The 24,091-nt window shown below is 69.3% G+C and carries 24 protein-coding genes and 1 riboswitch; of the genes, 8 read left to right on the top strand and 16 right to left on the bottom strand.

Going from position 1 to position 24,091, the window contains the following annotated elements; translation table 11 throughout:
- Positions 1-300: 300 nt before the first annotated feature.
- The 6 genes from LDL21_RS25150 to LDL21_RS25125 all read right to left on the bottom strand — a co-directional run bounded on the left by LDL21_RS25150 (position 301) and on the right by LDL21_RS25125 (position 5,365).
- Positions 301-540 carry a hypothetical protein gene (locus LDL21_RS25150; protein WP_225282021.1) on the bottom strand — a complete coding sequence of 80 codons (240 nt, stop codon included), beginning with the start codon at positions 538-540 and terminating at the stop codon, positions 301-303.
- A complete protein-coding gene (locus tag LDL21_RS25145) occupies positions 524-787 on the bottom strand; it encodes a hypothetical protein (RefSeq protein ID WP_225282020.1) in 264 nt (87 codons plus the stop codon). Before LDL21_RS25145 ends, LDL21_RS25150 begins: the two co-directional genes overlap by 17 nt.
- Positions 769-909, bottom strand: a complete 141-nt coding sequence (locus LDL21_RS25140; RefSeq protein WP_225282019.1) for a hypothetical protein — start codon at positions 907-909, stop codon at positions 769-771. The genes LDL21_RS25145 and LDL21_RS25140 overlap by 19 nt, the downstream gene beginning before the upstream one ends.
- Before the next feature lie 41 nt (positions 910-950).
- The gene (locus LDL21_RS25135; RefSeq protein WP_225282125.1) at positions 951-2,099 is read right to left on the bottom strand and encodes an MFS transporter; all 1,149 of its coding nucleotides are present in this window, start codon (positions 2,097-2,099) and stop codon (positions 951-953) included.
- A 268-nt stretch (positions 2,100-2,367) separates the two neighbouring features.
- Positions 2,368-3,585, bottom strand: a complete 1,218-nt coding sequence (locus LDL21_RS25130) for an NADP-dependent isocitrate dehydrogenase (protein ID WP_067490842.1) — start codon at positions 3,583-3,585, stop codon at positions 2,368-2,370.
- 286 nt (positions 3,586-3,871) lie between these two features.
- Positions 3,872-5,365, bottom strand: coding sequence for an MFS transporter (locus tag LDL21_RS25125; protein ID WP_225282018.1), 1,494 nt, complete (start codon positions 5,363-5,365; stop codon positions 3,872-3,874).
- A 134-nt stretch (positions 5,366-5,499) separates the two neighbouring features.
- On the opposite strand from LDL21_RS25125, the gene LDL21_RS25120 reads away from it, so the two are divergent.
- The 3 genes from LDL21_RS25120 to metX all read left to right on the top strand — a co-directional run bounded on the left by LDL21_RS25120 (position 5,500) and on the right by metX (position 8,913).
- Complete coding sequence (locus LDL21_RS25120; protein WP_225282017.1) at positions 5,500-6,201, top strand: TetR family transcriptional regulator; 702 nt, start codon at positions 5,500-5,502, stop codon at positions 6,199-6,201.
- 65 nt (positions 6,202-6,266) lie between these two features.
- Positions 6,267-6,377: riboswitch (SAM riboswitch) on the top strand.
- A gap of 77 nt (positions 6,378-6,454) precedes the next feature.
- Complete coding sequence (locus LDL21_RS25115; protein ID WP_067641316.1) at positions 6,455-7,771, top strand: bifunctional o-acetylhomoserine/o-acetylserine sulfhydrylase; 1,317 nt, start codon at positions 6,455-6,457, stop codon at positions 7,769-7,771.
- Positions 7,768-8,913, top strand: coding sequence for a homoserine O-acetyltransferase MetX (gene metX / locus LDL21_RS25110; protein WP_225282016.1), 1,146 nt, complete (start codon positions 7,768-7,770; stop codon positions 8,911-8,913). Before LDL21_RS25115 ends, metX begins: the two co-directional genes overlap by 4 nt.
- 6 nt (positions 8,914-8,919) lie before the next feature.
- On the opposite strand, the gene LDL21_RS25105 is transcribed toward metX, so the two are convergent.
- Positions 8,920-9,555: a TetR/AcrR family transcriptional regulator gene (locus LDL21_RS25105; protein ID WP_225282015.1), complete on the bottom strand. Its 636-nt coding sequence runs from the start codon at positions 9,553-9,555 to the stop codon at positions 8,920-8,922.
- A 151-nt stretch (positions 9,556-9,706) separates the two neighbouring features.
- Between LDL21_RS25105 and LDL21_RS25100 the strand changes: the two genes are divergently transcribed.
- Positions 9,707-10,666 carry an oxygenase MpaB family protein gene (locus tag LDL21_RS25100; protein WP_225282014.1) on the top strand — a complete coding sequence of 320 codons (960 nt, stop codon included), beginning with the start codon at positions 9,707-9,709 and terminating at the stop codon, positions 10,664-10,666.
- 20 nt (positions 10,667-10,686) lie between these two features.
- Here LDL21_RS25100 and LDL21_RS25095 read toward each other — a convergent pair whose 3' ends face one another.
- Positions 10,687-11,061, bottom strand: coding sequence for a winged helix-turn-helix transcriptional regulator (locus LDL21_RS25095; protein ID WP_181697604.1), 375 nt, complete (start codon positions 11,059-11,061; stop codon positions 10,687-10,689).
- A gap of 69 nt (positions 11,062-11,130) precedes the next feature.
- Here LDL21_RS25095 and LDL21_RS25090 point away from each other — a divergent pair, with 69 nt between their 5' ends.
- Positions 11,131-11,778: a nitroreductase family protein gene (locus LDL21_RS25090; protein ID WP_225282013.1), complete on the top strand. Its 648-nt coding sequence runs from the start codon at positions 11,131-11,133 to the stop codon at positions 11,776-11,778.
- Here the strand turns inward: LDL21_RS25090 and LDL21_RS25085 are convergent.
- The gene (locus tag LDL21_RS25085; protein WP_225282012.1) at positions 11,771-12,097 is read right to left on the bottom strand and encodes a DUF3017 domain-containing protein; all 327 of its coding nucleotides are present in this window, start codon (positions 12,095-12,097) and stop codon (positions 11,771-11,773) included. The two genes, LDL21_RS25090 and LDL21_RS25085, sit on opposite strands and share 8 nt — an antisense overlap.
- Before the next feature lie 61 nt (positions 12,098-12,158).
- Here LDL21_RS25085 and LDL21_RS25080 point away from each other — a divergent pair, with 61 nt between their 5' ends.
- The gene (locus LDL21_RS25080) at positions 12,159-12,623 is read left to right on the top strand and encodes a tRNA (cytidine(34)-2'-O)-methyltransferase (RefSeq protein ID WP_225282011.1); all 465 of its coding nucleotides are present in this window, start codon (positions 12,159-12,161) and stop codon (positions 12,621-12,623) included.
- Here the strand turns inward: LDL21_RS25080 and LDL21_RS25075 are convergent, their stop codons facing one another.
- The 4 genes from LDL21_RS25075 to LDL21_RS25060 are packed head-to-tail and all read right to left on the bottom strand — an operon-like array spanning position 12,624 to position 17,893.
- The gene (locus LDL21_RS25075; RefSeq protein ID WP_225282010.1) at positions 12,624-12,848 is read right to left on the bottom strand and encodes a DUF167 domain-containing protein; all 225 of its coding nucleotides are present in this window, start codon (positions 12,846-12,848) and stop codon (positions 12,624-12,626) included. It abuts the gene before it with no gap.
- Entirely contained in the window at positions 12,808-13,728 is a 921-nt protein-coding gene (locus LDL21_RS25070; protein ID WP_225282009.1) for a DUF4349 domain-containing protein, read from the bottom strand. The genes LDL21_RS25075 and LDL21_RS25070 overlap by 41 nt, the downstream gene beginning before the upstream one ends.
- 44 nt (positions 13,729-13,772) lie before the next feature.
- On the bottom strand, positions 13,773-17,387 hold the full coding sequence (locus LDL21_RS25065; RefSeq protein WP_225282008.1) for an error-prone DNA polymerase: 3,615 nt from the start codon (positions 17,385-17,387) through the stop codon (positions 13,773-13,775).
- A 50-nt stretch (positions 17,388-17,437) separates the two neighbouring features.
- Positions 17,438-17,893, bottom strand: coding sequence for a hypothetical protein (locus tag LDL21_RS25060; protein ID WP_084457285.1), 456 nt, complete (start codon positions 17,891-17,893; stop codon positions 17,438-17,440).
- 130 nt (positions 17,894-18,023) lie between these two features.
- On the opposite strand from LDL21_RS25060, the gene LDL21_RS25055 reads away from it, so the two are divergent.
- On the top strand, positions 18,024-18,968 hold the full coding sequence (locus LDL21_RS25055; RefSeq protein ID WP_225282007.1) for an SDR family NAD(P)-dependent oxidoreductase: 945 nt from the start codon (positions 18,024-18,026) through the stop codon (positions 18,966-18,968).
- 162 nt (positions 18,969-19,130) lie between these two features.
- On the opposite strand, the gene LDL21_RS25050 is transcribed toward LDL21_RS25055, so the two are convergent.
- From LDL21_RS25050 to imuA', 3 genes are all read right to left on the bottom strand, one after another.
- Entirely contained in the window at positions 19,131-20,024 is an 894-nt protein-coding gene (locus tag LDL21_RS25050) for a ferredoxin family protein (RefSeq protein WP_225282123.1), read from the bottom strand.
- Positions 20,025-20,190: 166 nt separating this feature from the next.
- Complete coding sequence (locus LDL21_RS25045; protein WP_225282006.1) at positions 20,191-21,762, bottom strand: DNA polymerase Y family protein; 1,572 nt, start codon at positions 21,760-21,762, stop codon at positions 20,191-20,193.
- 242 nt (positions 21,763-22,004) lie between these two features.
- A complete protein-coding gene (imuA', locus tag LDL21_RS25040) occupies positions 22,005-22,760 on the bottom strand; it encodes a DnaE2-dependent mutagenesis accessory factor ImuA' (RefSeq protein ID WP_225282005.1) in 756 nt (251 codons plus the stop codon).
- Between the two features lie 188 nt (positions 22,761-22,948).
- Here imuA' and LDL21_RS25035 point away from each other — a divergent pair, with 188 nt between their 5' ends.
- Complete coding sequence (locus LDL21_RS25035) at positions 22,949-24,082, top strand: serine/threonine-protein kinase (protein WP_225282004.1); 1,134 nt, start codon at positions 22,949-22,951, stop codon at positions 24,080-24,082.
- The last annotated feature ends 9 nt before the right edge of the window (positions 24,083-24,091 follow it).

Genomic DNA, 24,091 nt, shown 5'->3' with positions numbered 1-24,091 from the left:
CCCGAGCACAGCGAGTGGATCATATACAGCTCGAACCGTCCCCTCGCCTGCCCGGCACCCAACGATCTACCCCACCTGCGATTTTCACGCCGGAGTTGCCGTCACCGACCTCCGATTACGAGCCCACAAAATAGACTGCTCGTTCCGCGGCCCACCCCGGGCGGAGCAACCTCGGCAGCGCCATCCTCGATGACTTCGCCGACCCCTTACGCCAGCTCCAGTGCGGCTCCGCCGCCGTCTGCCCCGCCTGAATTCGCACCTGCCCGGGCGGGCTCGACTCCGCCCGGGCAGATCCGGGATTCAGCCGAAGAGTTCGTCTGCGCTGGTTGCTGTGACGGCCTGCAACAGCCAGGCTTCCAGCTGATCGAGATCGGTGCATGCGGCAAGCTGCTCGCGCTGCTGCGCCGACAAACCCAGCCGCCGCGCGGTAAGCACCGTCAGCACGTTCTGCGCAGCTTGGATGATCCGCCCTTGCGCACGTCCCTCAGCCCGGTACTCATCGGCTTCTTCGAACGGGCACACCTCAGCTGAAAAGTTCATCGGTGCGCGTTGCGGTGGCAGCCTCGGTCAACCAAGCGTCGAGCTGTTCCAAATCCGTGCACGCGGCGAGCTGGGCGCGTTGCGCCGCTGAAAGCTCGAGTCCCCGGGCAGTCAGTACGGTGAGCACAGCGTGCGCACGTTCGCTTGCCACGTACTTGGTGGCGATGCGGCCGCGGTACTCGGGAGTGCTTTTCATGAGGTCCTCCAGGCGTCGGCTTGCCGCGAGGGTCAACGCGTCGTCACGCACTCGGCCCGCATTCGGGACAGGCCGGGTAGCGGGATTCCGAACTCCTCTGCCAGCAACGTCGGTGCCAGCAGAGCGTCGGTGCGGAACAGATCAAGCAAACCCTCGTGGAGGTAGCTCGGCATGCGGAGCACCGTATGCCGCAAGGTATTCCGCGCGGAATCGGTTACGGCGTGTTGGGGGTGGGGCGGCGTGCCAGGAGGACGGTGACCGTGAAGAGGGCGACGCCTGCGACGGCGAGGACTGCGCCGACCAGGGCGGGGGCGGTGTAGCCGAGGCCTGCGGCGATGACGAGGCCGCCGAGCCAGGCGCCTGCGGCGTTGGCGATGTTGAGGGCCGCGTGGTTGAGGGCGGCGGCGAGGGTTTGGGCGTCGGCGGCGACGTCCATGAGGCGGGTTTGCAGGCCGGGGGCCAGGGCCGCGCCGGAGGCGCCGACGAGGAAGGCGCCGATGGCGGCGGTGATCGGGTTGTGGGCGGCGAGGACGAAGCCGGCCAGGATCACCACCATCGCGATCATCGCCGCGAAGATCGAGCGGTCGACGCCGCGGTCGGCGAGGATGCCGCCGATGACATTGCCGGCGATCATGCCGAGGCCGAACAGCGCGAGCACGATCGGCACGGCACCGATCGGCATGCCGGCGACATCGGTCATGGTGGTGGCGATGTAGGTGTACACGGCGAACATGCCGCCGAAGCCGATCGCGCCGACGGCCAGGGTGAGCAGCACCTGCGGGCGGCGCAGGGCACCGAGTTCGGTCATCGGGTTGGTGATCTTCATGTCGCTCAGGGCGGGCAGGTAGCGCCACAGCGCGGCCACGGTCGCAATGCCGATGAAAGCGACGACGACGTAGGCATCGCGCCAGCCGAAGTGTTGTCCGAGCCAGGTCGCACCGGGGACGCCGACCACATTCGCCACGCTGAGCCCGAGCATCACCGCCGCCACCGCCTTGGCCCGCTGCCCGACAGGCGCGAGCGTCGCGGCGGCGAGGGAAGCCACACCGAAGTACGCGCCGTGCGGCAGACCGGACACGAACCGGGCCACCACCAGCGTCCCGAAGGTCGGCGCGAGCACCGTCGCCGCGTTGCCGAGGGTGAACGCGGCCATCAGCACGATGAGCAGTTTCTTGCGCGGCACCCGCGCGCACAGCGCCGCGATCAACGGCGCGCCCACCACGACGCCGAGCGCATACGCCGACACCGCGTGCCCGGCCGACGGCTCGGAGATGCCGAAGGCCGCGGCGATATCGGGCAGCAGGCCCATGGTCACGAACTCGGTTGTGCCGATGCCGAACCCTCCCAGCGCCAACGCCAGCATCGCCGGGACATGCCAACTGGTGCGTGGCGCGTCGAGGCGTTCGGAGGTCGCGAGGGAAGAAGTCACGCTTCTATGCAACGGGCCCGAGCATCCCACCGCATCCCGAGACCGCCGTGAGTTATCCCACCTGCGACGGCTTCGGTCGACGACAGCACCGGATCGGGCCCGCGAAAGCGTTCATCAAGCCCGCTGAAACAGAAACGCTCGCATCAGGCGTTCGATGCGAGCGTTTCACAGCTGCGGGTTCGCGACGCGAACCCGCACGAGTTCACTTCAGTGCGCGAGCCAGGTTGGCGTCCAGCGCGCCGAGAAATTCCTCGGTGCTCAGGTAGCCCTGATCGCCGCCGACGAGCAGTGCCAGGTCCTTGGTCATCTGCCCCCCTTCGACGGTCTTGATGACGACGTCCTCGAGCGCCTGCGCGAAGCCGATCACCTCGGGGGTGTTGTCCAGCTTGCCGCGGTGCTCGAGACCACGGGTCCAGGCGAAGATCGACGCGATCGGGTTGGTCGAGGTCGGCTTGCCCTGCTGGTGCTGGCGGTAGTGCCGGGTGACCGTGCCGTGCGCGGCCTCGGCCTCGCAGGTCTTGCCGTCCGGGGTGAGCAGCACCGAGGTCATCAGGCCGAGCGAACCGAAGCCCTGGGCCACGGTGTCGGACTGCACGTCGCCGTCGTAGTTCTTACAGGCCCACACGTAACCGCCCTCCCACTTCATGGAGGAGGCGACCATGTCGTCGATGAGGCGGTGCTCGTAGGTGAGGCCCGCGGCGTCGAACTCGGCCTTGAACTCGGCGTCGAAGACTTCCTGGAAGGTGTCCTTGAACATGCCGTCGTAGGCCTTGAGGATGGTGTTCTTCGTGGAGAGGTACACCGGGTAGTTCTGCTGCAGGCCGTAGTTGAACGAGGCCCGCGCGAAGTCCTCGATGGACTTCTTGAAGTTGTACATACCCATGACGACGCCGCCGTCCTCGGGCATCTTCACGACCTCGTGCACGATCGGCTCGCTGCCGTCCTCCGGGGTGAAGGTCAGCGTGACGGTGCCCGCCTCGTAGACCTTGAAGTCGGTGGCACGGTACTGGTCGCCGAAGGCGTGACGGCCGATGATGATCGGCTTGGTCCAGCCGGGCACCAGGCGCGGCACATTGGAGATGATGATCGGCGCGCGGAAGATGGTGCCACCCAGAATGTTTCGGATGGTGCCGTTGGGTGAGCGCCACATCTTCTTGAGACCGAATTCCTTCACCCGCGCTTCGTCGGGGGTGATGGTGGCGCACTTCACGCCGACGCCGTGCTGCTTGATGGCGTTCGCCGCGTCGATGGTGACCTGGTCGTCTGTCTTGTCGCGGTACTCGATACCGAGGTCGTAGTACTCGAGATTCACGTCGAGATAGGGATGGATCAGCTTGTCCTTGATGAACTGCCAGATGATCCGGGTCATCTCGTCGCCGTCGAGTTCTACGACGGTGCCTTCAACCTTGATCTTGGACATGGATCTTCGTGTCCTCCTCGGTGGGTGCCCTCATTGCACGGCCGGGCGAACACGCTTGTGAGCGGACCCCAGCAGTTCCAACAGACAACGTATATGCCCCGCGTTGTCTGCGGGACGTGTAGGTGCAAACATGACGAGCGTACTGCTGCCCGGGACCTCACCGCGACGGGAGGTCCCGCTGTGCGGCACACCTCGAAACTACTCCGCGCACCCGCACCCCATCTGCCTTCGATCGGTTACCGGGCGGTAACCCCGGCGAGGGCCTCGCGGACCTGCCCCTCCCTGGTCAGACGACAATCGGCGCGGCCGTCGCGCGCTCGTCGCCTTCGATCAGATTCTCCGGCTTGTCCCTGATCATCAGGGCGATCACGACGGCGGCGGCGAGGAAGAAGCCCGCCCCGACGTAGAAGGCGACGTCGTAGCTGTAGATCGACGCGCGTTCGACGAGATGGTCGACGGTGGGGTGCTCGGCGACGTAGTGCTCGGCGGCCTGCACCGACAGCGTGGTGAGCAGTGCGGTGCCCACCGCGCCGCCGACCTGCTGGGCGGCATTGAGCAGGGCGCTGGCGACACCGGAATCCTCGGCGCGCACCTGGTGCAGCGCGACGGCCTGCATACCAACGAACAGCGGGCCCATGCCGAAGGCCATCACGACCTGGGCGGGCAGCACGCTCAGCGCGTAACCGTCGCCGTAACTCAGCTGCGCCAGCCACACCAGCCCGACCACTCCGAGCAGGGCGCCGACCACCATCACCGGGCGCGGGCCGAACTTGGGCAGCAGCGAACTGGTGATGCCCGCCGCGATGCCGATGCCGATCGGGAACGGCAGGAACGCGATGCCCGCCTCGAGCGGCGAATAGCCGAGGGTGTTCTGGTAGTAGAAGCTGAGGAACAGGAACATGGCGAACATCGCGATGGGGATCAGCAGCGCGGTGAGCAAAGCGCCGCCGCGGTTGATCTCCCCGGGAATGCGAAGGGGCAGCAGCGGATTCGTCGATCGTGCCTCGATGACGACGAAGGCCAGGAGCAACGCGGAACCGGCACCGAGCAGTCCGAGCGTGCTCGGCGACAGCCAGCCGTGCTCGGCGGCCCGGCTGAATCCGTAGACGATCGCGACCAGGCCGAGAGTCACGGTGACGGCGCCGGGCAGGTCGTAGCCGCCGGTGCGCGGTGCGGGGATGTCGCGGGCGATCACGGCGAGCGCGCCGGCCACCGCGACGAGGGCGATCGGGGTGTTGATCAGCAACGTCCACCGCCAGGACGCGAACTCGGTGAGCGCGCCGCCGACGATCAGCCCGAACGCCACCCCACCGGCGGTGATCCCGGCGAACACCGCGAACGCGCGGGCCCGCTCGCGCACATCGGTGAAGATCACCGACAGCAGCGAAAGCGCCGCGGGCGCGAGCAGGGCGGCGAACGCACCCTGGAGTCCGCGGCCGAGGAACAACTGCACGGTGTTCTGCGCCAGGCCCGCCAGCGCCGAGGCGACGGCGAAACCGACGAGGCCGACCAGGAAGATGCGGCGGCGGCCCAGATAGTCGGCCATCCGCCCGCCGAGCAGCAGCAGCCCGCCGAAGATCAGCGTGTAGGCGGTGATGGCCCACTGTTTGTCGCCGTCGGTGATGGCGAGGTCGCGCTGGGCGTACGGCAGCGCGATGGTGATGACGGTGGCATCGAGCACCACCATCAGCTGCGCGGCGGAGAGCACGACGAGCGCCCACCATCTCATCGAATTCGCCGGGGCTGCAGCATCTTCGGGTTTCAGTTCGGTGCCGGTCACCTGGGCTCCTCATCGCTCGGCATGCGTCGGCCAATCCTGGCACCGTGCGACAATTGGCGTCAAGAGAAATTTGTCTGAACGCGCCACTTGGCAGGTTGTGACAGGTGGACACGCTGAGACGCTAAGCTGGCGAAATGCTCGACTCGACCACTCCGACCGCCTCCGACCGGCCGGCTCCGCCGAGCCTGCGCGAGCGCAAGAAGGCGCAGACCAGGGCCGCGATCGTCGCGATCGGGCTCGACCTGTGCGATACACAGGGCTTCGACGCGACCACCGTCGAGCAGATCGCCGCCGGGGCCGACGTATCCCCCCGCACCGTCAACCGGTACTTCGCGCTCAAAGAGGACATCGTGCTCGCCCCGATCGACGACTTCGGCCACGCCGTCGCCGTCGCGCTGCGCAGTCAGCCCGATACCGGCAACGAACTGCGAGCGCTGTGCGGCGCCTACCTCCAGGTGGTCGAGTCCGAGGCCGATGCCGACGGTCTGCGGTTCCTGCACCAGTTCCTGCAGACGCAGCGGATCATGCGGGCCAGCCAGGCGGTCAACGCGCGGGCCCTGGAATACGCGGAGAAGAAGAACGTGGCGGTGTGCGAGGAGCTGGCCCGCCGGATGGGGACCACACCCGACGACTTTCTGGTGAAACTGCTCGCGGGCACATGGCAGACGCTGTGCCACCTCGCCGTCGCCGACACCGAGCACGTACTGCCCACCTCGCCGGAGGCGGCGGTGCGGGTCACCCGCGACGCGATCCTGCGCGCCTATCACGGGTTGCGGCAGGTCTGCGGCGCACCGGCCGACGACACGCCAGGCTTCGCCGCACCGGCGGCACGGTGATGTGAGGCAGGAAACGCGGGGGAAGTTTCCCCACCGGCGCGATGTCCGGTTAACATGTCGTCCAAGGTCATGAGTACCAGCGCGAAGCCCCGGCTCGCTGGTCGGCAACCCTCCAGCTGCGGTGGGGTGCTCCGGGTGATGACCGGGCTCCCGAAGGTCGGGAGCAAGCGCGCATTTCAGGAGGACCCCATGTGTTGTTGTCAGTCGATCCGCCCCAGCTGAACCCTGACGCACAACCCCTGGAGCATTGACCATGACCGACGCCGCCCTGCCCGAGAACTGGTCGTTCGAGACCAAGCAGATCCACGCGGGCCAGGCCCCCGACGCGACCACCAACGCGCGGGCACTGCCGATCTACCAGACCACCTCCTACACCTTCCGCGACACCGAACACGCCGCCGCACTGTTCGGGCTCGCCGAACCGGGCAACATCTACACCCGGATCATGAACCCCACCCAGGACGCGGTGGAGCAGCGGGTCGCCGCCCTCGAAGGCGGTGTCGCGGCGCTGCTGGTGGCCTCGGGCCAGGCCGCCGAGACCTACGCCATCCTGAATCTGGCGGGCGCCGGTGACCACATCGTGTCCAGCCCGCACCTCTACGGCGGCACCTACAACCTCTTCCACTACTCGCTGCCCAAGCTCGGCATCGAGGTGTCGTTCGTCGAGGATCCCGACGATCTCGCGCAGTGGCAGGCCGCGATCCGCCCCAACACCAAGGCGTTCTACGGCGAGACCATCGCCAACCCGAGCAGCGCGGTGTTCGACATCCCCGGTATCGCCGGTGTCGCCCACGAGAACGGGCTGCCGCTGATCGTCGACAACACCGTCGCCACGCCGTACCTGATCCAGCCGCTCGCCCACGGCGCCGACATCGTGGTGCACTCGGCCACGAAGTACCTCGGTGGTCACGGCGCCGCGGTGGCGGGCGTGATCGTCGACGGCGGCACCTTCGACTGGACCGTGCGTGACGCCGAGGGCAACGCCCGGTTCCCCGGATTCACCGAGCCCGATCCGAGCTACCACGGCGCGGTGTTCGCCGATCTCGGCGCACCGGCGTTCGCGCTCAAGGCCCGCGTGCAGTTGCTGCGCGACCTCGGTGCGGCGGTGTCGCCGTTCAACGCCTTCCTCATCGCCCAGGGCATCGAGACGCTGAGCCTGCGGGTGGAACGGCACGTGAGCAACGCGGTCGAGGTGGCGAAGTTCGTCGCCGCGCAGCCCGGTGTCGACGCGGTGCACTACGCGGGACTCGAGTCCTCGCCCTGGCACGAGCGGGCCAAGCAGTTGGCGCCCAAGGGTGCGGGCGCGATCGTGTCGTTCGAGCTGGCAGGCGGTGTCGACGCGGGCAAGAAGTTCGTGGACGCGCTCAGCCTGCACAGCCATGTGGCTAACATCGGTGATGTGCGTTCTCTCGTGATCCACCCGGCGTCGACCACGCACTCGCAGTTGACACCGGAGGAGCAACTGGCCGCCGGAGTCACTCCCGGCCTGGTCCGGCTCGCGGTGGGTATCGAGGGAATCGACGACATCCTGGCCGATCTGCGGGCCGGTTTCGCGGCGGCGACGACGTGACTGTGAGCACCGAATCGCCGATCACCCGTCCCGGCACCGGGGTGGCCCTGCTGCCACCACCGGACGGGCGACTCGGCGTGGTCGCCATCGGGGACGTGACGCTGGAGAACGGCGCGGTCGTCCCCGATGTGCGGCTGGCGGTGCAACGGTGGGGTGAGCTGTCCCCCACGCTCGACAATGTGGTGCTCGTCGAACACGCGCTCACCGGCGACTCCCATGTCGTCGGTGGGCCGGACGGGGCGCCCGGCTGGTGGGAGGGCATGGTCGGGCCCGGCGCGCCGATCGACACCGACGAGTGGTGTGTGATCGCCACCAATGTGCTCGGTGGCTGTAAGGGCAGCACGGGCCCGTCGTCTCTCGCGCCCGACGGAAAGCCTTGGGGCGCACGGTTTCCCTGGGTGACCATCCGCGATCAGGTGACCGCCGAGGCACAGTTGCTCGACCTGCTCGGCATCGAGCGGCTCGGTGCCGTCGTCGGCGGGTCGATGGGTGGCATGCGAGTGCTCGAGTGGATCATCGGGCATCCGGAGCGGGTGTCGGCGGCGCTGGTGCTGGCCGTCGGCGCACGCGCCACCGCCGATCAGATCGGCACCCAGACCACCCAGATGGCCATCATCACCGCCGATCCGGACTGGCAGGACGGCAACTATCACGGCACCGGGCGCGCGCCGATGACGGGCATGGGCCTGGCCCGGCGCATCGCCCACCTCACCTACCGCACCGAGGGCGAGCTCGAGCATCGCTTCGCCAATCGTGCCCAGGGCGACGAGGACCCGTGGGCGGGCGGCCGGTACGCGGTGCAGAGCTACCTCGAGCACCAGGCCGACAAGCTCGGCCAGCGTTTCGACCCGGCCACCTATGTGCTGCTCAGCGAGGCCATGAACCGGCACGACGTGGGCCGCGGCCGCGGTGGTGTGGCCGCCGCGCTCGCGTCCACCCCGGTTCCGTGCGTGGTCGGTGGGGTCGACTCGGATCGCCTGTACCCCTTGCATACTCAGGCCGAGCTGGCCGAAGGCCTGCCCGGCTGTGCGGGTTTGGAGATCGTGCACTCCCGCGACGGCCACGACGGCTTCCTCACCGAGGCGGCGGCGGTGTCCAATCTGCTCACCGAAACGATGCGATTGGCCCGCGAAAACCGCTGAGCGCGTTCAGGACGCGGTGAGCAACGCGACGATCGACCGCACGTAGGCCTGCAGGCGTTCGCGCGGGTACTCCTGCGGTGAGCTCACCGCCAGCCTGCCGAGCATCTCGGCGACGGTGAGTGTGGAGTTCGCCAGCAGTTCGGCGTCCATGTCCGACCAGCGCGGCGACAGCGAGATCCCCACGCGGACAAGTGCTTGCGCCCGATCGAGGATGTCGGCGCGGGAATCGCGCAGCGCGGCACGGTATTCGGCGGGCGCACTGGCCGGGGTGGCGAGGATCAGGCGCCAGCGGGTCGGATTCGCCAGTGCCACATCGACGAACGCCTCGACCGTCGCCGAGGCGGCCGCCACCGGATCGACACCGAGCAGATCCTGCGGCAGGGTGTCGGCGATCTGCTCGAGCCCACGCTCCCGTTCCCGTTCCAGCAATGCCTCGACGAGTTCGGCACGGGTCTTGAACACCGTGTACAGCACCGGTTTTCCGACACCGGCCGCTTGGGCGACGGCTTCCATGCTCAGTTCGTGCAGTTCCATCCGGCCGAGCACGGTGAACGCGGCGTCGAGCAGTTGCGCGCGGCGTTGTTCCGGCGGCAGGCGCGGGGCATAGCGGCGGCGCGGTCGTTGATCGCGCGTGGCGGTCATCGGTCCTCACCTGCCTTTCCGTCCGGACGACGATACCTCGCGTGCCGCGCACAGAAATCCTACGCAACCGTTGTATTCGATACGAGCGATTGCTACGGTGGCGTTGTATTCATTGCGAGGTTCGCCTCAGCTGTGCAAAGGAGCACGTGCCATGGCCTTCGATCCGACCACCCTGCGCCGCGACGACTACGGATTCTTCGGGCCGGACTCCCCCAGCTGGAAAGTCTGGGCGGCACCGACCGCCCTCATCGGTTTCCAGCGCGCGGTCACCCTCGAACACTTCGACCCGTTCCTGACCGCCGCCGTGGCCGACTCCCACGGCATCTACGACAATCCGGCCAGCCGCCTCGACCACACCCTCGCGTACTTCCTGCTGGTCGCGGTCGGCGACGGGCGGACAGCCATCCAAGCCGCCGAGCACTTGATGCGGGTGCACGCGCCGATGACGGGCATCGAGCCGGTGAGCGGCAAGCGCTACAGCGCCAACAGCCCCGACTCCCAGCTGTGGATCCACATCACCGGCTGGCATTCGGTACTCAAGGCCTACGAGATGTACGGGCCGGGACCGCTGAGCCCCGACGAGGAGGACCGCTACTGGGCCGAGTGCGCGGTCGCCGCCGAACTGCAGACCTGCAAGCCTGCCGACGTGCCACGCAACCGCGCCGAGGTCCGCGCCTATTTCGACCGGGTGCGGCCGCGACTGTGTGTCACCGAGCGGGCCGTCGAGGGCATGCACTACCTGCTGTGGACACCCCCGAGCAAGGGCTGGCACTTCGCGATCGGCAGCCGGCTGCTCTCGCTGGCGAGCATCCCGAGCCTGCCACGGTGGATGCGGACCCTCGGCCGGTTCGCCGTTCCGCCGGTAATCGACCCGCTGGTGCGGATTCCGGCGAAGGCGATCGCCTGGACCGCCGCGCGGCGCGACAACTGGGCCATGATCAAGGCCGCGCCGTATATCGCGCCGATGTCGGGGAAGATCCTGGCCGCGCACGCCGCGTCCGCGCCGCCGCGAACACTGGCGACGATCACGCCGCAGCGAGCCGGAGAGCTCTACGGCAGCAAGGGCGAGGCGAGCCTGTGGGCGGAGTCGCTCGTCAGCGAAACCGCCTGAGCAACAGGGTGATTCGTTGACTAGGCCGTGCGGCGCCTGGCGTCCTCGATGCGATTGATGTTCGTCTCGATCCATTCGCGCAGGGCCGTGATCGGCTCGCGCAGGCTGCGGCCGAGATCGGTGAGGGCGTACTCGACGCGCGGCGGCACCGTCGGATACACGGTGCGTTCGACGAACCCGTCCGCCTCCAGCTGCCGCAGGGTCTGAGTGAGCATCTTCTGGGAGATGCCGTCGATGCGGCGGCGCAGATCGGTGTAGCGCAGGGTGCCTTCGGCGAGCGCGTCGACGATCAGCACGGTCCATTTCCCCGCGATGGTGTCGAGCACTTCGCGAGTCGGGCATTTCGCCGAGTACACGTCGGCCGGTAGTCCGCTGAGTTCGTGAATGGTGGCCACCTGATCGAGCTTAACGCACTTTCAGGTGCCTACTTCCCTATCGGATGTAACTCTCCGATAGTTAGAAACATGATCACGCAGACACTTTCGGTCACCGACGCCATCCGCACCCGCCGCACCGTTCGCCACTACCGGCCCGATCCGATCCCAGCCGGCATCCTCGACGAGCTGCTCGACCTGGTCGTGGAGGCGCCGAGCGCATGGAACATGCAGGACCGCTCCATCGTCCTGGTACGCAGCGAACAGGGCCGACGAGCCCTGTCGGAGGCGGCATTCGGGCAGCCGCAACCATTGGAGGCGCCCGCGGTGCTGGTTTTCGTCGCCGACCCGAACGCTTGGCGCGGTGCCCAGACCGATATCGCGGAGCGGGCCGCCGCCAATGGCGCATGGAACGAGGAATTCCGGGCGATGTTCGACGGGCGCGCGGAATACCACTCGCTGAGCGAGCGAGGGTTGCTGCGCGAGAACGCGGTGAAGAACGCGATGATCGCGGCAACCTACGTCATGCTCGCCGCGACCGGACTCGGCCTTTCCTCGGCACCGATGAACGGGTGGGACGAGGAGGCGGTGAAACGGGCCGTCGGCATCGACCCGGAGTCGGACCTGGCGATCGCCGTGCTGGTAACGGTCGGATACGGCGCCGGGACCCCGCCGCATCCCGGGCGCAGGCCCCGCCCGCAGACGGTGTTCGCGGAGCGCTACCCGGTGCTCAGCTGACGCCGAGGGTGTTGATGGTGGCCGCGAGGAAGACGATGGCGCTGCCGAGGGCGGTGAGCCAGGCGACGTCGAAGGGCTTGCTGCGAACCGCGAGCAGGCCGACCTGCACGGTCGGCAGGCACAGCCGGAACGCGGCGGCCACCAGCGCCGCGCTGCCGAAGATGAGGGCGCCGCGTCGCCAGCGGTCCCAGGCGACGAAGGCGACCGCGATCACGATCAGCACGCTCACCACGGTCATCGGCAGGTGGCTGCGCAGGTACTGCTGCCACGCGCTCAGCCGCACGACGCGATGCTTGCCGGTGGTCTGCGCCTCGTTCACGTTGCCGATTGTCGCAGTGCGGCGCGCTGTCCGCACACAGGGGCCCGCTACCCTGCTGCGGGTGTTCAATGTGATGTTCCATCAGCCGGTGATCCCGCCGAACACCGGCAACGCGATCCGGTTGGTCGCGGGCACCGGATGCACCCTGCATCTGATCGAGCCCCTCGGTTTCGACCTGTCGGAATCGAAACTGCGCCGTGCGGGGCTGGACTACCACGATCTGGCCTCGGTCACCGTGCACCCTGATCTCGAAACGGCCTGGGCCGCGATCGGACCGCAACGGGTCTTCGCGTTCACCACCCAGGCCACCACCCGCTACACCGACATCACCTACCAGCCCGGCGACATCCTGCTGTTCGGCACGGAACCGACGGGCCTGCCGCCGGAGGTTCTCGCCGACCCGCACATCACCGACCAGGTGCGCGTCCCGATGCTGCCCGGCCGCCGCTCGATGAACCTGTCGAACACCGCCGCCGTCGCCGTGTACGAGGCGTGGCGACAGCACGGATTCCCCGACGCGGTCTGATCAGTCGATCTCGAAGCGTTTGAAGCGGGAGGTGGCGCCCGCGGTGAGGTGGACGGTGGACTTGGGGACGCCGAAATGGTCGGCGAGCAGTTCGATGGCGGCCTTGTTGGCCTTGCCCTCGGTCGCGGGGGCGCGGACGTAGAGCGTGAGGGTGCCGTCGGCGGCGGTTTCGACCAGGGGGCCTTTACGGCTGTTCGGTTTGATCGTCGCCCGCACTATGGTCACCGGGGGTCTCCTTCGCGGTGTGGGATTGCGGTTTCCGGCGGACAACGCGCACGGCCGCGTAGAGGACCGCGCCGAGCAGGGCGAACAGACCCAACCACGGCACCGCCTTGCCCGCGAAGACGACCGCGTCGCCCAGCCAGTCGACCAGCGAGTTCCAGCCGGAGACGATGCCGTCCCAGAACGAGTCCGGCTCGCCCGGCGCCTGCTTCTTCTCGGCGGTGAGGGTGATCGTGAGGGTCGACAGGGCCACCTGGTCGTCGAGGCTGCGTTTCTGGGCGGTGAGGCTGTCGAGTTCGCCCTGCCTGCTCGACAGCGCCTCCTCGGCGGCGATCAGGTCGGCGGTGTTGTTCGCGCCCGCGATCAGCGCTTTGAGCCGGTCGACGGAGGCGCGCAGGGCGTTGATGCGGGCGTCGAGGTCCTGCCACTGCATGGTGACGTCGTCGCGGTTGGTGCTGATCTCGGTGACCGTGCCCGCGTCGCCGAGGTCGGTGATGAAGGCGTCGGTCTTGTCGGCGGGCACCCGCACGCTCAGCACGGCGCGCGCGACTCGCTTGTCGGTGCCTGGCTGTTCGGTGCGGCTGTCGACGCGCCCGTTCAGCGCCGTCACCCGGTCGACGACGGTGCCCGCGGCGGCGATCGGATCGTCGGCGGTGATGTCGACCGAGCCGGTGATCACCTCTTTACGGGTCGACGAATCCGACGGTGCGGGACTCTCTTTCGACGGTGCGCCCTCCCGGAAGCCGGGTGCGACCGCGGGGGCCGGGGCGGACGCGTCGAGGGCACCCGGGCTCGAACTTCGATCGTCGGCTTCGTCGCCTCCGCACCCGACCAGGAACACCAGTCCGAGCAACGCGATCATCACCACGGCAAGCTTGCGCATGGTCGCAGCGTAATGCGTTGTGGGCGCCGAACGGGGCCGAGTGCTCAGCGGAAGTCGCGGGACCGGGCGACGATGCGCAGGTCGAGGTGTTCCAGATGGTCGGCGACCAGGCTCGCCACCCCCTCGGCGTTCTGGATGCGGCCACGGATGAGCAGGGCGGTCGCGCTCTGGGCCAGGCGCCGGTAGCGGGTCCACAGCCCGACCGAGCAGACGACATTGATCATGCCGGTCTCGTCCTCGAGGTTCAGGAAGGTGACACCGGCGGCGGTGGCCGGACGCTGCCGGTGGGTGACCGCGCCCGCGACGAGGATGCGCGAACCGTCCTCGACGAGCAGCAGATCGGCGGCGGGCACCACACCGAGCGAATTCAGATGGGCGCGAAGGAATTCGGTGGGATAGGTACCGGGCGAGATACCGGTCGCCCACACGTCGGCGGCGGCCAGCTCGAGTGCGCTCATGCCGGGCAGCGACGGCGCCTGCGTCACCGCACCGGTGCCCGGCAGCAGATCGGACCGTTCCCCCGCCGCCGCCCCCGCCGCCCACAACGCGGCCCGGCGCACACTGCTGCCCCGCGTACCGCCGTCCACCACGGCCTTACCCGCAGTCGACACACCGGCATCGGTCACCATCGCCACGCTGCTGTCGGACACAGCCGCATCGACCAGCATGTCGAGAGCACCTGCGGTGGCCAGCGATTCCGCTTGGGTGACAGTCAATTCCACGCGCCCGGTGAGGTCGAGCATCGAGGTGTAAGGGCCGTGTTCGGTGCGTTCGGTGACGAGGCGTTCGGCGAGGTCGTCGCCGATGTGGCGGACGGCGGCGAGGCCGAGACGCACCTCGGTGCCCGCGTTCTCCAGGGTGGGTTCGGCACGGCTGGCGTTGATGTCGGGACCGTGCACGAGCACGCCGTGGCGGCGGGCGTCGGCGACCAGCGACTGCGGTGAGTAGAACCCCATCGGCTGGGCGCGCAGCAGCCCGGCGCAGAACGCGGCCGGATGGTGCAGCTTGAACCACGACGAATAGAACACCAGCGCGGCGAAGCTCTGCGAATGGCTTTCGGGGAAACCGAAATTGGCGAAGGCGTAGAGCTTTTCGTAGATGCGGTCGGCCAGGTCGCCGGTGATGCCGTGCAGCTCGCGCATGCCCTGGTAGAGGCGGTTCTTGAGCCGTTCCATCTTCTCCGGTGAGCGTTTGGAACCCATGGCGCGGCGCAGCTGATCGGCTTCGGCGGCGCTGAAACCGGCGACGTCGATGGCCATCTGCATCAGCTGCTCCTGGAACAGCGGGATGCCGAGGGTGCGCGACAGCGAGTTCTCCAGCGCCGGATGGTCGCAGACCGGGGGCTCCTTGCCGTTGCGCCTGCGGATGTAGGGGTGCACCGACCCGCCCTGGATGGGCCCCGGCCGGATGAGGGCCACCTCGACCACCAGGTCGTAGAACACTCGCGGCTTCAACCGCGGCAGGGTCGCCATCTGCGCGCGCGATTCCACCTGGAACACCCCGATCGAATCGGCGCGCTGCAGCATCTCGTAGACGGCAGGTTCGGTGAGATCGAGAGCATGCAGTTCCACCTTCTCGCCCTTGTGTTCCCACACCAGGTCGATCATGTAGTGCAGGGCCGAGAGCATGCCGAGGCCGAGCAGGTCGAACTTCACCAGACCGACCGCGGCACAGTCGTCCTTGTCCCACTGCAGCACGCTGCGGCCTGCCATGCGCGCCCATTCCACCGGGCACACATCGGCGATGGGGCGATCGCAGATCACCATGCCGCCGGAGTGGATGCCCAGATGCCGTGGCAGGCCGTCGAGTTCGCCCGCGAGCTCGAGCACGGCGTCGGGGATATCGGTGCCGGTCTCCTGGCTCACCCCGGACCAGCGGCTCACCTGCTTGCTCCACGCGTCCTGCTGGCCGGGCGAAAAACCGAGCGCCCGGGCGGCATCGCGCACGGCCGACTTGCCGCGATAAGTGATCACGTTCGCCACCTGGGCGGCGTAATCGCGGCCGTACTTGGCGTAGACGTGCTGGATGGCCTCTTCGCGCCGATCGGATTCGATGTCGACATCGATATCGGGTGGGCCGTCGCGTTCGGGTGAGAGGAATCGCTCGAACAGCAGATTGTGGGCGACCGGATCGACATTGGTGATGCCGATGGCGAAGCAGACCGCGGAGTTGGCCGCGGACCCACGGCCCTGGCACAGGATGTCGTTGTGCTTGCAGAACTCGACGATGTCGTGCACGACAAGGAAGTAGCCGGGGAACTCGAGCTGCCGGATCACCGCGAGTTCGTGCTCGATCTGCTTGTACGCCTTGGGGTTGCGTTCGGGAGATCCGTATCGTTCGGCGGCACCGCGATAGGTGATCTCACGCAGCCAGGAGTTCTCGTCGTAGCCCGGCGGCACCTCGAACGGTGGCAGTTTCGGTGCGATCAAGCCGAGATCGAAGGCGCATTCGCGGGCCAGCGCCGCCGCGTTGGTCACCGCGTGCGGGTACGCCGTGAACAGCCGCGCCATCTCCGCGCCGGAGCGCAGGTGGGCGCCGCCGGTGGGTGCCAGCCAGCCGGCCATCTCGTCGAGGCTGCTGCGGGCGCGGATCGCGGCCAGGGCCATGGCACGCCGACGCTGGGCGGGCGCGGCGAAATGCGCTCCGGTGGTGGCTATCACCGGGAGACCGAGCCGGTCGGCGAGGGCGACAAGATAGCCGTTGCGCTCGTCGTCGGTGGCGATGCCGTGGTGGGTGAGTTCCACGCTCACCCGGTCGGTGCCGAAGCGTTCGACCAGATCACGCAGGGCCGCTTCCGCTTCGGGCAGGTCTGTGTCACCCGTGAGCAGGTCTTGTTCGAGGGCGGTGCGCAGGTGCCCCTTGCGGCAGCCGGTGAGGATGTGCCAGTGCCCGCTCGCCGCAGCGGTGAGTGTGTCGAGGTCGTAGCGCAGGACGCCCTTCTCCCCCGCCGCCATGTGTGCCGCCGCCATTTCCCGCGAGAGGCGGCGGTAGCCCTCTTGCCCCCTGGCCAGGATCAGCAAGTGTGGGCCCTTCGGATCGGGAAAACCCGTGCGGGGCATCGAATCCGGGGCGGCACCGTGACCGCTCCTCGCCTGCGACAGGTCTGTGTGGCGCAGCAGCCCCGCGTCGGCCGGATCGGTCGCCGGGCGGCGACCCCTCGACGCGCGGCCCCTGCCGAGATCGCGCGGATCGCCGATCTCGCGCAGCCCGCCGCGCGGAACAGTACGGCGCCGGACCGCATCCCCTCGGCCCGGCGCCGCCTCCGCATCGGTTCCCAGTGACAGTTCGGCACCGAAAACCGTTGGCATTCCCCATTCCCTGGCCGCCTCGGCGAACCGGACGGTCCCGTAGAAACCGTTGTGGTCGGTGAGCGCGAGCGCCTCGAGGCCGAGCCGCACCGCCTCCTCGACCAGTTCCTCGGGCGGGCTCGCGCCGTCGAGGAAGCTGTAGGCCGAGTGGGCGTGCAGTTCGGCGTAGGGCACCGCCGGGCCCGCCGGGAGTTCCAGTTCGGGTGCACGGTATTCGCCGCGTTTGCGCGACCAGGCCGGGCTGTCGCCGCCGTCGCCCGGGTGCATCTCCTCGGCGGGGCGGGCACTCGGCTTGCCCGAGAGCACCCGCTCCAGCTCCGACCAGGTCGGTGGCCCGTTGCTCCAACCCACGCACCCGCTCCTCTCCCTACCCCCTCACCTCGATTGCCGTGCCGGACACCTCAATTCGCCGGCAACCGCTCCATCGACTGCGACTCCAGCGCCGCCTCCACATGGGCCAGACCCGCCCGGATCACCGCGCCGTAGGCGTCGTTGGCGAGCACGTCCAGGTGGCCACGGGCGATGGTCAGCTGCATGCGCGCCATGTCGAAATCACCTACCCGGCGGTGACTGTCGGCCAGATTCAGGTACAGCGAGGGCAGGAATCCGCGCAGCCCCTCGTCCAGCGGGATGCCCGGCCCGAACACCGCGGCCAGGGCCCGCTGATCCCACAGCAACGCACCCTCGGGTAGTTCCTGCACATCGGCAAGGTGATGTGCCACCACGCAGCGATGCAACGGGTCGCCGCCCTCCCCTAGTTCGTCCCAGAGCCGGGTCAGCGCCGCGCGCGCCGCCGCCGGGTCGAATCCGCCGAGCCGCACCGCGGCATAGATGTCCGCCATCCGATCGTCCGCCATGCCCCAAGTATCGCACATACGTTCGAATATCCACCAGAGGCGTTCGAACATATTTTCGAGTTTCTCACAGGCCTGGTCGCGTAACTTACTTTGAAGTAAGTTAGAGGGAGCGAGCTGCAAAGGAGCAGTGATGTCCCAGGTTTCCCCGAAGAACCGGCGCGATCTCACCGGAAGGCACGTGGTGATCACCGGCGCGTCCTCCGGCATCGGACGTGCCGCCGCCCTCGCCGTGGCCGACAAAGGCGCCGTCGTCCTGCTGCTGGCGCGGCGCGGCGACGAGCTGGCCCAGGTGGTCGACGAGATCCGCGCGGCAGGCGGGCAGGCGCACGGCTACCAGTGCGATGTGACCGACGCCGAATCCGTCGAATCGACCGTGAAGACCATCCTCGACCAGCACGATCACGTCGACATGCTGGTCAACAACGCCGGCCGGTCCATCCGCCGCGCCATCCACCGTTCCACCGACCGCCTGCACGACTACGAGCGCACCATGGCGGTCAACTACTTCGGCGCGCTGCGGATGACCATGGCGTTGCTGCCGCAGATGCGCGAACGCGGCTTCGGCCACATCGTCAACATCTCCAGCGCGGGCGTGCAGGTGGCGACGCCGCGCTTCTCCGCCTACCTGGCGAGCAAGGCCGCCCTGGACAAGTTCACCGAGGTGGCGGCCGTGGAAACCCTCGCCGACGGTGTCACTTTCACCACCATCCACATGCCGCTCGTGCGCACCCCGATGATCGCCCCCAGCGGCGACCAGGGCCCCTCCGAATCACCGGAATGGGCCGCGGCCACCATCGTCCGCGCCCTCACCGAGCGCCCGAAACGCATCGACGTCCCCCTCGGCACCCTCGCCGAATACGGCGCCCTGCTCACACCCAAACTCCGCGACCGCATCATGCACCGCTACTACCGCGCCATCCCCGACTCCCCGGCGGCCAAGGGTGAGGCCAGCACCCCCGATCCCGACCCCGCACCCCTGGCACCCCAGCCGGAGTCGAAGAAGTCCCCCGTCCGCACCGCCGCAGGCGCCGCCGTCCGCCGTGCCGCCCGCTGGGTCCCCGGCACCCACTGGTAGCCGTTTCAAGATCACCACGGAAGGCAGGCTGCTTCGACTTCGGCCAGCCTCCAGGCGGGGTCCTTACGCACGAGCGGATCCGCAAGCTCGGACGGCCGCCGTTGAGAACGGGCGTCGCAGGGACGGGAGCGCTCGCAGGCTCTGCCGGGTGGTGCGCGCGGGTCAGAGGGTGGGGAGTTGTTCGATGGAGACCGGTTCGAGGTAGCTGGCGGGTTTGGGGTTGGCGTTGCAGCTGGCCGGTCGGGGTGGGGCGGGGGTGGTGCGGGTGGTTACGCGCCAGCGGCGGCCGTCGCGGTGGGTGACGACGGCGGCGCCCGCGAGGGTCGGGTCGTGCGTGGGGGTGGGGTCGAGGGCGACGGTGAGGGCGTCGGCGGGGGCCGGGACCTGTTCGCGGACAGCGACTTCGGCGAGCTGGGCGATCGGGGGGTAGCAGCTGCGGCCGCGCAGGCCGGTGAGGGAGACCTCGCCGGTGTCGGCGGCGGCGAGCAGGTCGCGGGCGGCGGGGGTGTCGACGCGGCCGTAGGTGAGGCCCGACGGGAGCAGGACGACGGCGGGGGCGAACCGATGACCGCCGGTGTGGGACGCCTCCCAGACGCGGCCGGGGTGTTCGGCGGCCAAGGCGGCGGCGATCGGGCGACCGAGGCGGGCGCAGCACTGGTCGCGTTTGCCGTGGGCACAGACCAGGACGATCGGATCGTCCACCGGCACACCGATTTCCGGGGCAGGCCCGTCCACCAGGTGCAGATCGATATCGAAAAGCTCACGTAGGTCGGTGATCTCGAACCGCACACACCACGAACCCTCGGGCCGCGCGCTGGCCAGCAGCACCGTGCGCGTGCCGGTGAACTCGTAGCGTCCGGGACGGCGGATCAAGGTCGGGCGCACCTTCGCCGCCGACGTGCGCGCGGCCAGCTCGGCGGTGATCTCCGGCCCGAGCACCTCGTCACCCAGCACATCGCGCCCCCACGCCCCGGGATGCTCGATACACAGCCACCCCGTGGCGTGCACCGCCGTACCGAGCAGCGGAAGGTCGGCTGCGGCAGCCGAACACACCATGCCCTCGAACGGATTCGTCACCGCGCCTCCTTCCTCGCTCGCCGGGGCGCTCCCTGGCCGGGTTCACTGTAGAGGCGCCCGGCAGTGCACGGCGCACACCCTCGCTGAGCAGCGGTGACAGCGAAGCAGCCCACGGCCGAGGCGATCGACCGTCGGCAGCGCGGCGCTACTCGTAGACCCCTTCGGCGTGCCAGTTCTGCTCGTCGTGGACGAGCAGGACCGCGCGGATCTCGGTGGGGCGGGCGTCGAGCTGGACCTGGACGCGCACGGCCGCGGTGGCATGTTCGGCGGCGGACCACCAGCGCTCCACGACCGGCCACGGACCTGCCCAGCCGAGCAGGGACCACTGCTTGCGGCCCCAGCGCAGACTCACGGGGTCGGCGGTGAACAGGCCTCGGTCGGTGACGCCGACCTCGGTGCCGTCGGCGGCGGTCAGGTGGACGGTGGGGCGGTGCAGCAGGAGCAGGGTGGGGGCCGGTTCAGGGAGGCGGCCGGGCCACGGGTGGGCGGGGTCGGCGCTCGGGGTGAGTTCGTCACCGAGGGCGATCATAGTGATGCGTTCGGCGGGGCCACGGCCGCCGCTGAGCACCCCGATGCGCACCGCTTCACCGCCGAGCAGACCCTGCACTCGCACCAGCGCGCGCCTGGCGCGTTCGGTCTGCTCGCCCTCGCCGCCCCACAGACCGAGCTGCAACGCGCCCGAGGCGACCACCTCGACCGGTTCCAGGGTGAGCGCGACGATGGGGCCGGTCGGGCGGGCGCGATGGGTGAGCCAGCCGTCGAGTTGCCAGCGGACCCGGTCGGCGGTGTCGGGCGGGGTGAGCGGACGCGCACAACGCCAGATCCTGGTGAGTTCCTCGCCGGTCTCGGTGCGGGCGGTGACGGCGAGCCGGGTGCACGACACCCCCGCCGCCGACAGGGCCGCGTGCAAGCGGGTGGCCAGCTGCCTGCCCGCGAAAGCGGCCGCGTCGACCCGGTCGATGGGTGGGTCGCAGGCCAGCTCTACGGTCAGTTCCGGGGCAGGTCTACGCGCCGAAGGCGGGCGTTCCGGGAGGGCGCGCGCCATGCGATGGGCGTGCGCGGCGTCGGCACCGAACCGGGACGTCACCTCGGCGGGCGCGAGCCGGGCGAAGTCGCCGATGCGGCGTAAACCCAAGCGGTGCAACAGGTCCGCGAGGTCGGCGCGTTCCGGTGCGGCCAGGCTCGGTTCGGCCGCGAGCTCGGACACGGGCAGCGACGCGAGGTAGCGCGCACCCTCCCCCGGCTCGACGATCGCGCCGCGCCTGGCCGCGATGACCGCCGTCGACATGGCATCGGCGATCCCGATCTGAGCCTCGGCGCCCGCCACCGCGACCGCATCGATCAACCGCTCCGCCGCCGCCTCCTCGGACCCGAAATACCGTGTGGCACCCCGCGCCCCGAGCACGATCAGCCCCGGCCGCAATACCTCGACCCCCGGCACAGTGGCATCGACAGCCGCGACCACCGGTTCGAACAGCCGCGCATCCCGATCCAGATCGTCCTGGGTTACAACAAGTTCCGGACAGCACCCTTGTGCGTCCCGCCTGCGCATCCCCCGCCGCACCCCCTCTGCCCGCGCGATCGCCGAACACGCGACAACCCGGTTCCCCCGCAACACCGCGATCGGCCGCTGCGCCGCCACTCCCATCCCGGCTGCCGCCGCCACGGCAGGCCAATCCGGGCACCACACCGCGACCACCCGATCAGCGCGCCCCATAACAAAACCCCGACCACACGACCCCACACCACACCGCGCTCCCCCACCCCGGCACACTCGACCGCCCCACCATCACGAGCCCACGCGTGAGCAAGGCACCGCACCCTGCGGTAACAGTCGTTGCCCGCACCTTCCTGTGATCGATGCGAACGCTGCGGACGGCGGTCGATCGGTCGAGAGGCGCGGGGTGCGCGATGGCGGTGCTCATGCCCATCGCGCGAAGGTGGACAACGGACGCGGGGTCACGACACGGCCTCGCGTAAGGCGGTCACTTCGGTTGGGCGGGTGACGTTCTCGCGGGCCAGCCATTCGGTGCGGCCCGCGCGGGCGCACAGGTCCATGCGGCCCTGGCGAGGTGGGCCCGCCTTGGCGCTGACGCGCACGTCCAGGCAGACCGAGCGCAGGCGGCCGCGGCCGGGGCCCAGGCCGTCGTAACCGGCGACGCGGGTGTCCAGGCGCAGCGCCGGGTTGGTCCATTCACCGCCCGCGACGACGAGAGTGGTGCCACGGTTGCGGGCGCGGGCGGCGAGCACGCGGCAACGAGCCGGCGGGACGGCGAGGCCGTGCAGGCCGAGGACCACCAGGTCCAGGCCGTCGAGCAGAACCGCGGCCACCTCGGCGGGGTCGGGACCCGGGTCGGGAACGACGGCGAGCCGCGACAGCTGCGCACCCATCTCGGCGGCGGCCAGCAAACCGAGCCGCGGCAGCCCGACCACCGCCGCGTGACCACCGCCCGCGGTGACCGAGGCGAGCAGGCCGGTGAGCAGCGAGTGCGCACCGGAGTAGGCGACCACCGACCCTTTCGGCAGTCCGCCGTCGGGAAGCAGGTCGGCCAACGGCGCGGGAACGGGCAACAGATCGCGGCGAAGTGGCTGTTCACGGGGTATGTGCGCGGCCACGGACGCACCGCGACCCGGCACCGAGGCCATCCGCCTGCGCAACTCGTCGAGCGTGTGCTCGCGCGTACCCGGCTCGGGCGGCAAACCGTTCGAACCCATCAACACCACCTACTTCCACGATGGACCCGCGAGCGGCGAACCGCTCGTCACCGAAACGACAGCACCGTTCCAGCTATCGATCGTATTCGAATATACGTTCGATCGCGACCAGCGTGACAGGCACCCCTGTCCCTGTCCACAGGGAAGATCCCGGCCAGTCAGCGGCAGATTCGGCTACCCTCGCACCCGTGACCGAACGTGCTCGTCCCCATATCGGCCCCGACTACCTGGTCGCGGGCCGCTACCGCCTGCAGTCGAAGCTGGGCGGGGGTGGCATGGGCGCGGTCTGGCTGGCCACCGATCGGCTGCTCAACCGGGAAGTCGCGATCAAGCAGGTGCTCACCACCGCCGGCCTGAGCGAGGCCGAGGCCGAGCGGGTGCGCAACAGCATCGTGCACGAGGGCCGGGTGGCGGCCAAGTTGTCGCACGAGCACGCCATCGCCGTCTACGACGTGGTGATCGAAGCGGGCGAGCCGTGGCTCGTCATGGAGTACTTACCCTCGCGCAGTGTGGCCAAGGCGCTCGCGCTGGTGGACGCACTGCCCGCGGTGGAGGTCGCCCAGATCGGTGCGCAGGTGGCCGACGCGCTCGCCGCCGCCCACGCCGCGGGCATCGTGCACCGCGATATCAAACCGGGCAACATCCTCGTCGCCGACCGCGGCCCCGACCTGGGCAAGGCGAAACTCAGCGACTTCGGCATCTCCCGTGGCGCGGGCGACCCGCACGGTGACGAACCCGACGGCGTGATCACCGGCACCCCCGCCTACCTGCCGCCCGAGGTGGCGCGTGGCGCCCAGCCCACCGAGGCCAGCGACGTGTTCTCCCTCGGCGCCACCCTCTACACCGCGCTCGAGGGTCAGCCGCCGTTCGGTTTCGACGACGACGAGAACGACGTGGTCACCCGCGCCGCGATGGGCCGCATCATCCCGCCCACCCGCAGCGGCATCCTCACCCAGCCGCTGCTGCACATGCTCGAGCCCGCGCCGCAACGTCGCCCGACCATGGCCGAGGCCCGCGACGAGATCCTCACGGCCGCTTTCGGTCCCGGCACCGGCGCCTACATTCTCGGTGTCCCGCTGCGCACCGAGGACGGCACCATCCCGGCCTGGGCGTCGCGCAGCGGCGCCAGCGGCGTACGCAGCCCCAACGCCCAGCCGCTGCCCCGCCCGCACCGCGCACCCCTGGCAGCCGCGCAGACCGCGCGCCCACAACGCACCGGCAGCTTCTTCGACGACCTGCCCAACGGTGCGCCCTTGGCGATCGGCGCAGGCGTGCTGATCGGCCTGGTCATCCTGATCGCGCTCATCGTCGCGGTGATGTAGGCGCTTTCG

The sequence above is a fragment of the Nocardia rosealba genome (genome assembly GCF_020216065.1).
In the GTDB taxonomy this organism is placed as follows: domain Bacteria; phylum Actinomycetota; class Actinomycetes; order Mycobacteriales; family Mycobacteriaceae; genus Nocardia; species Nocardia rosealba.
This window is presented reverse-complemented; position numbering and strand designations above follow the sequence as displayed.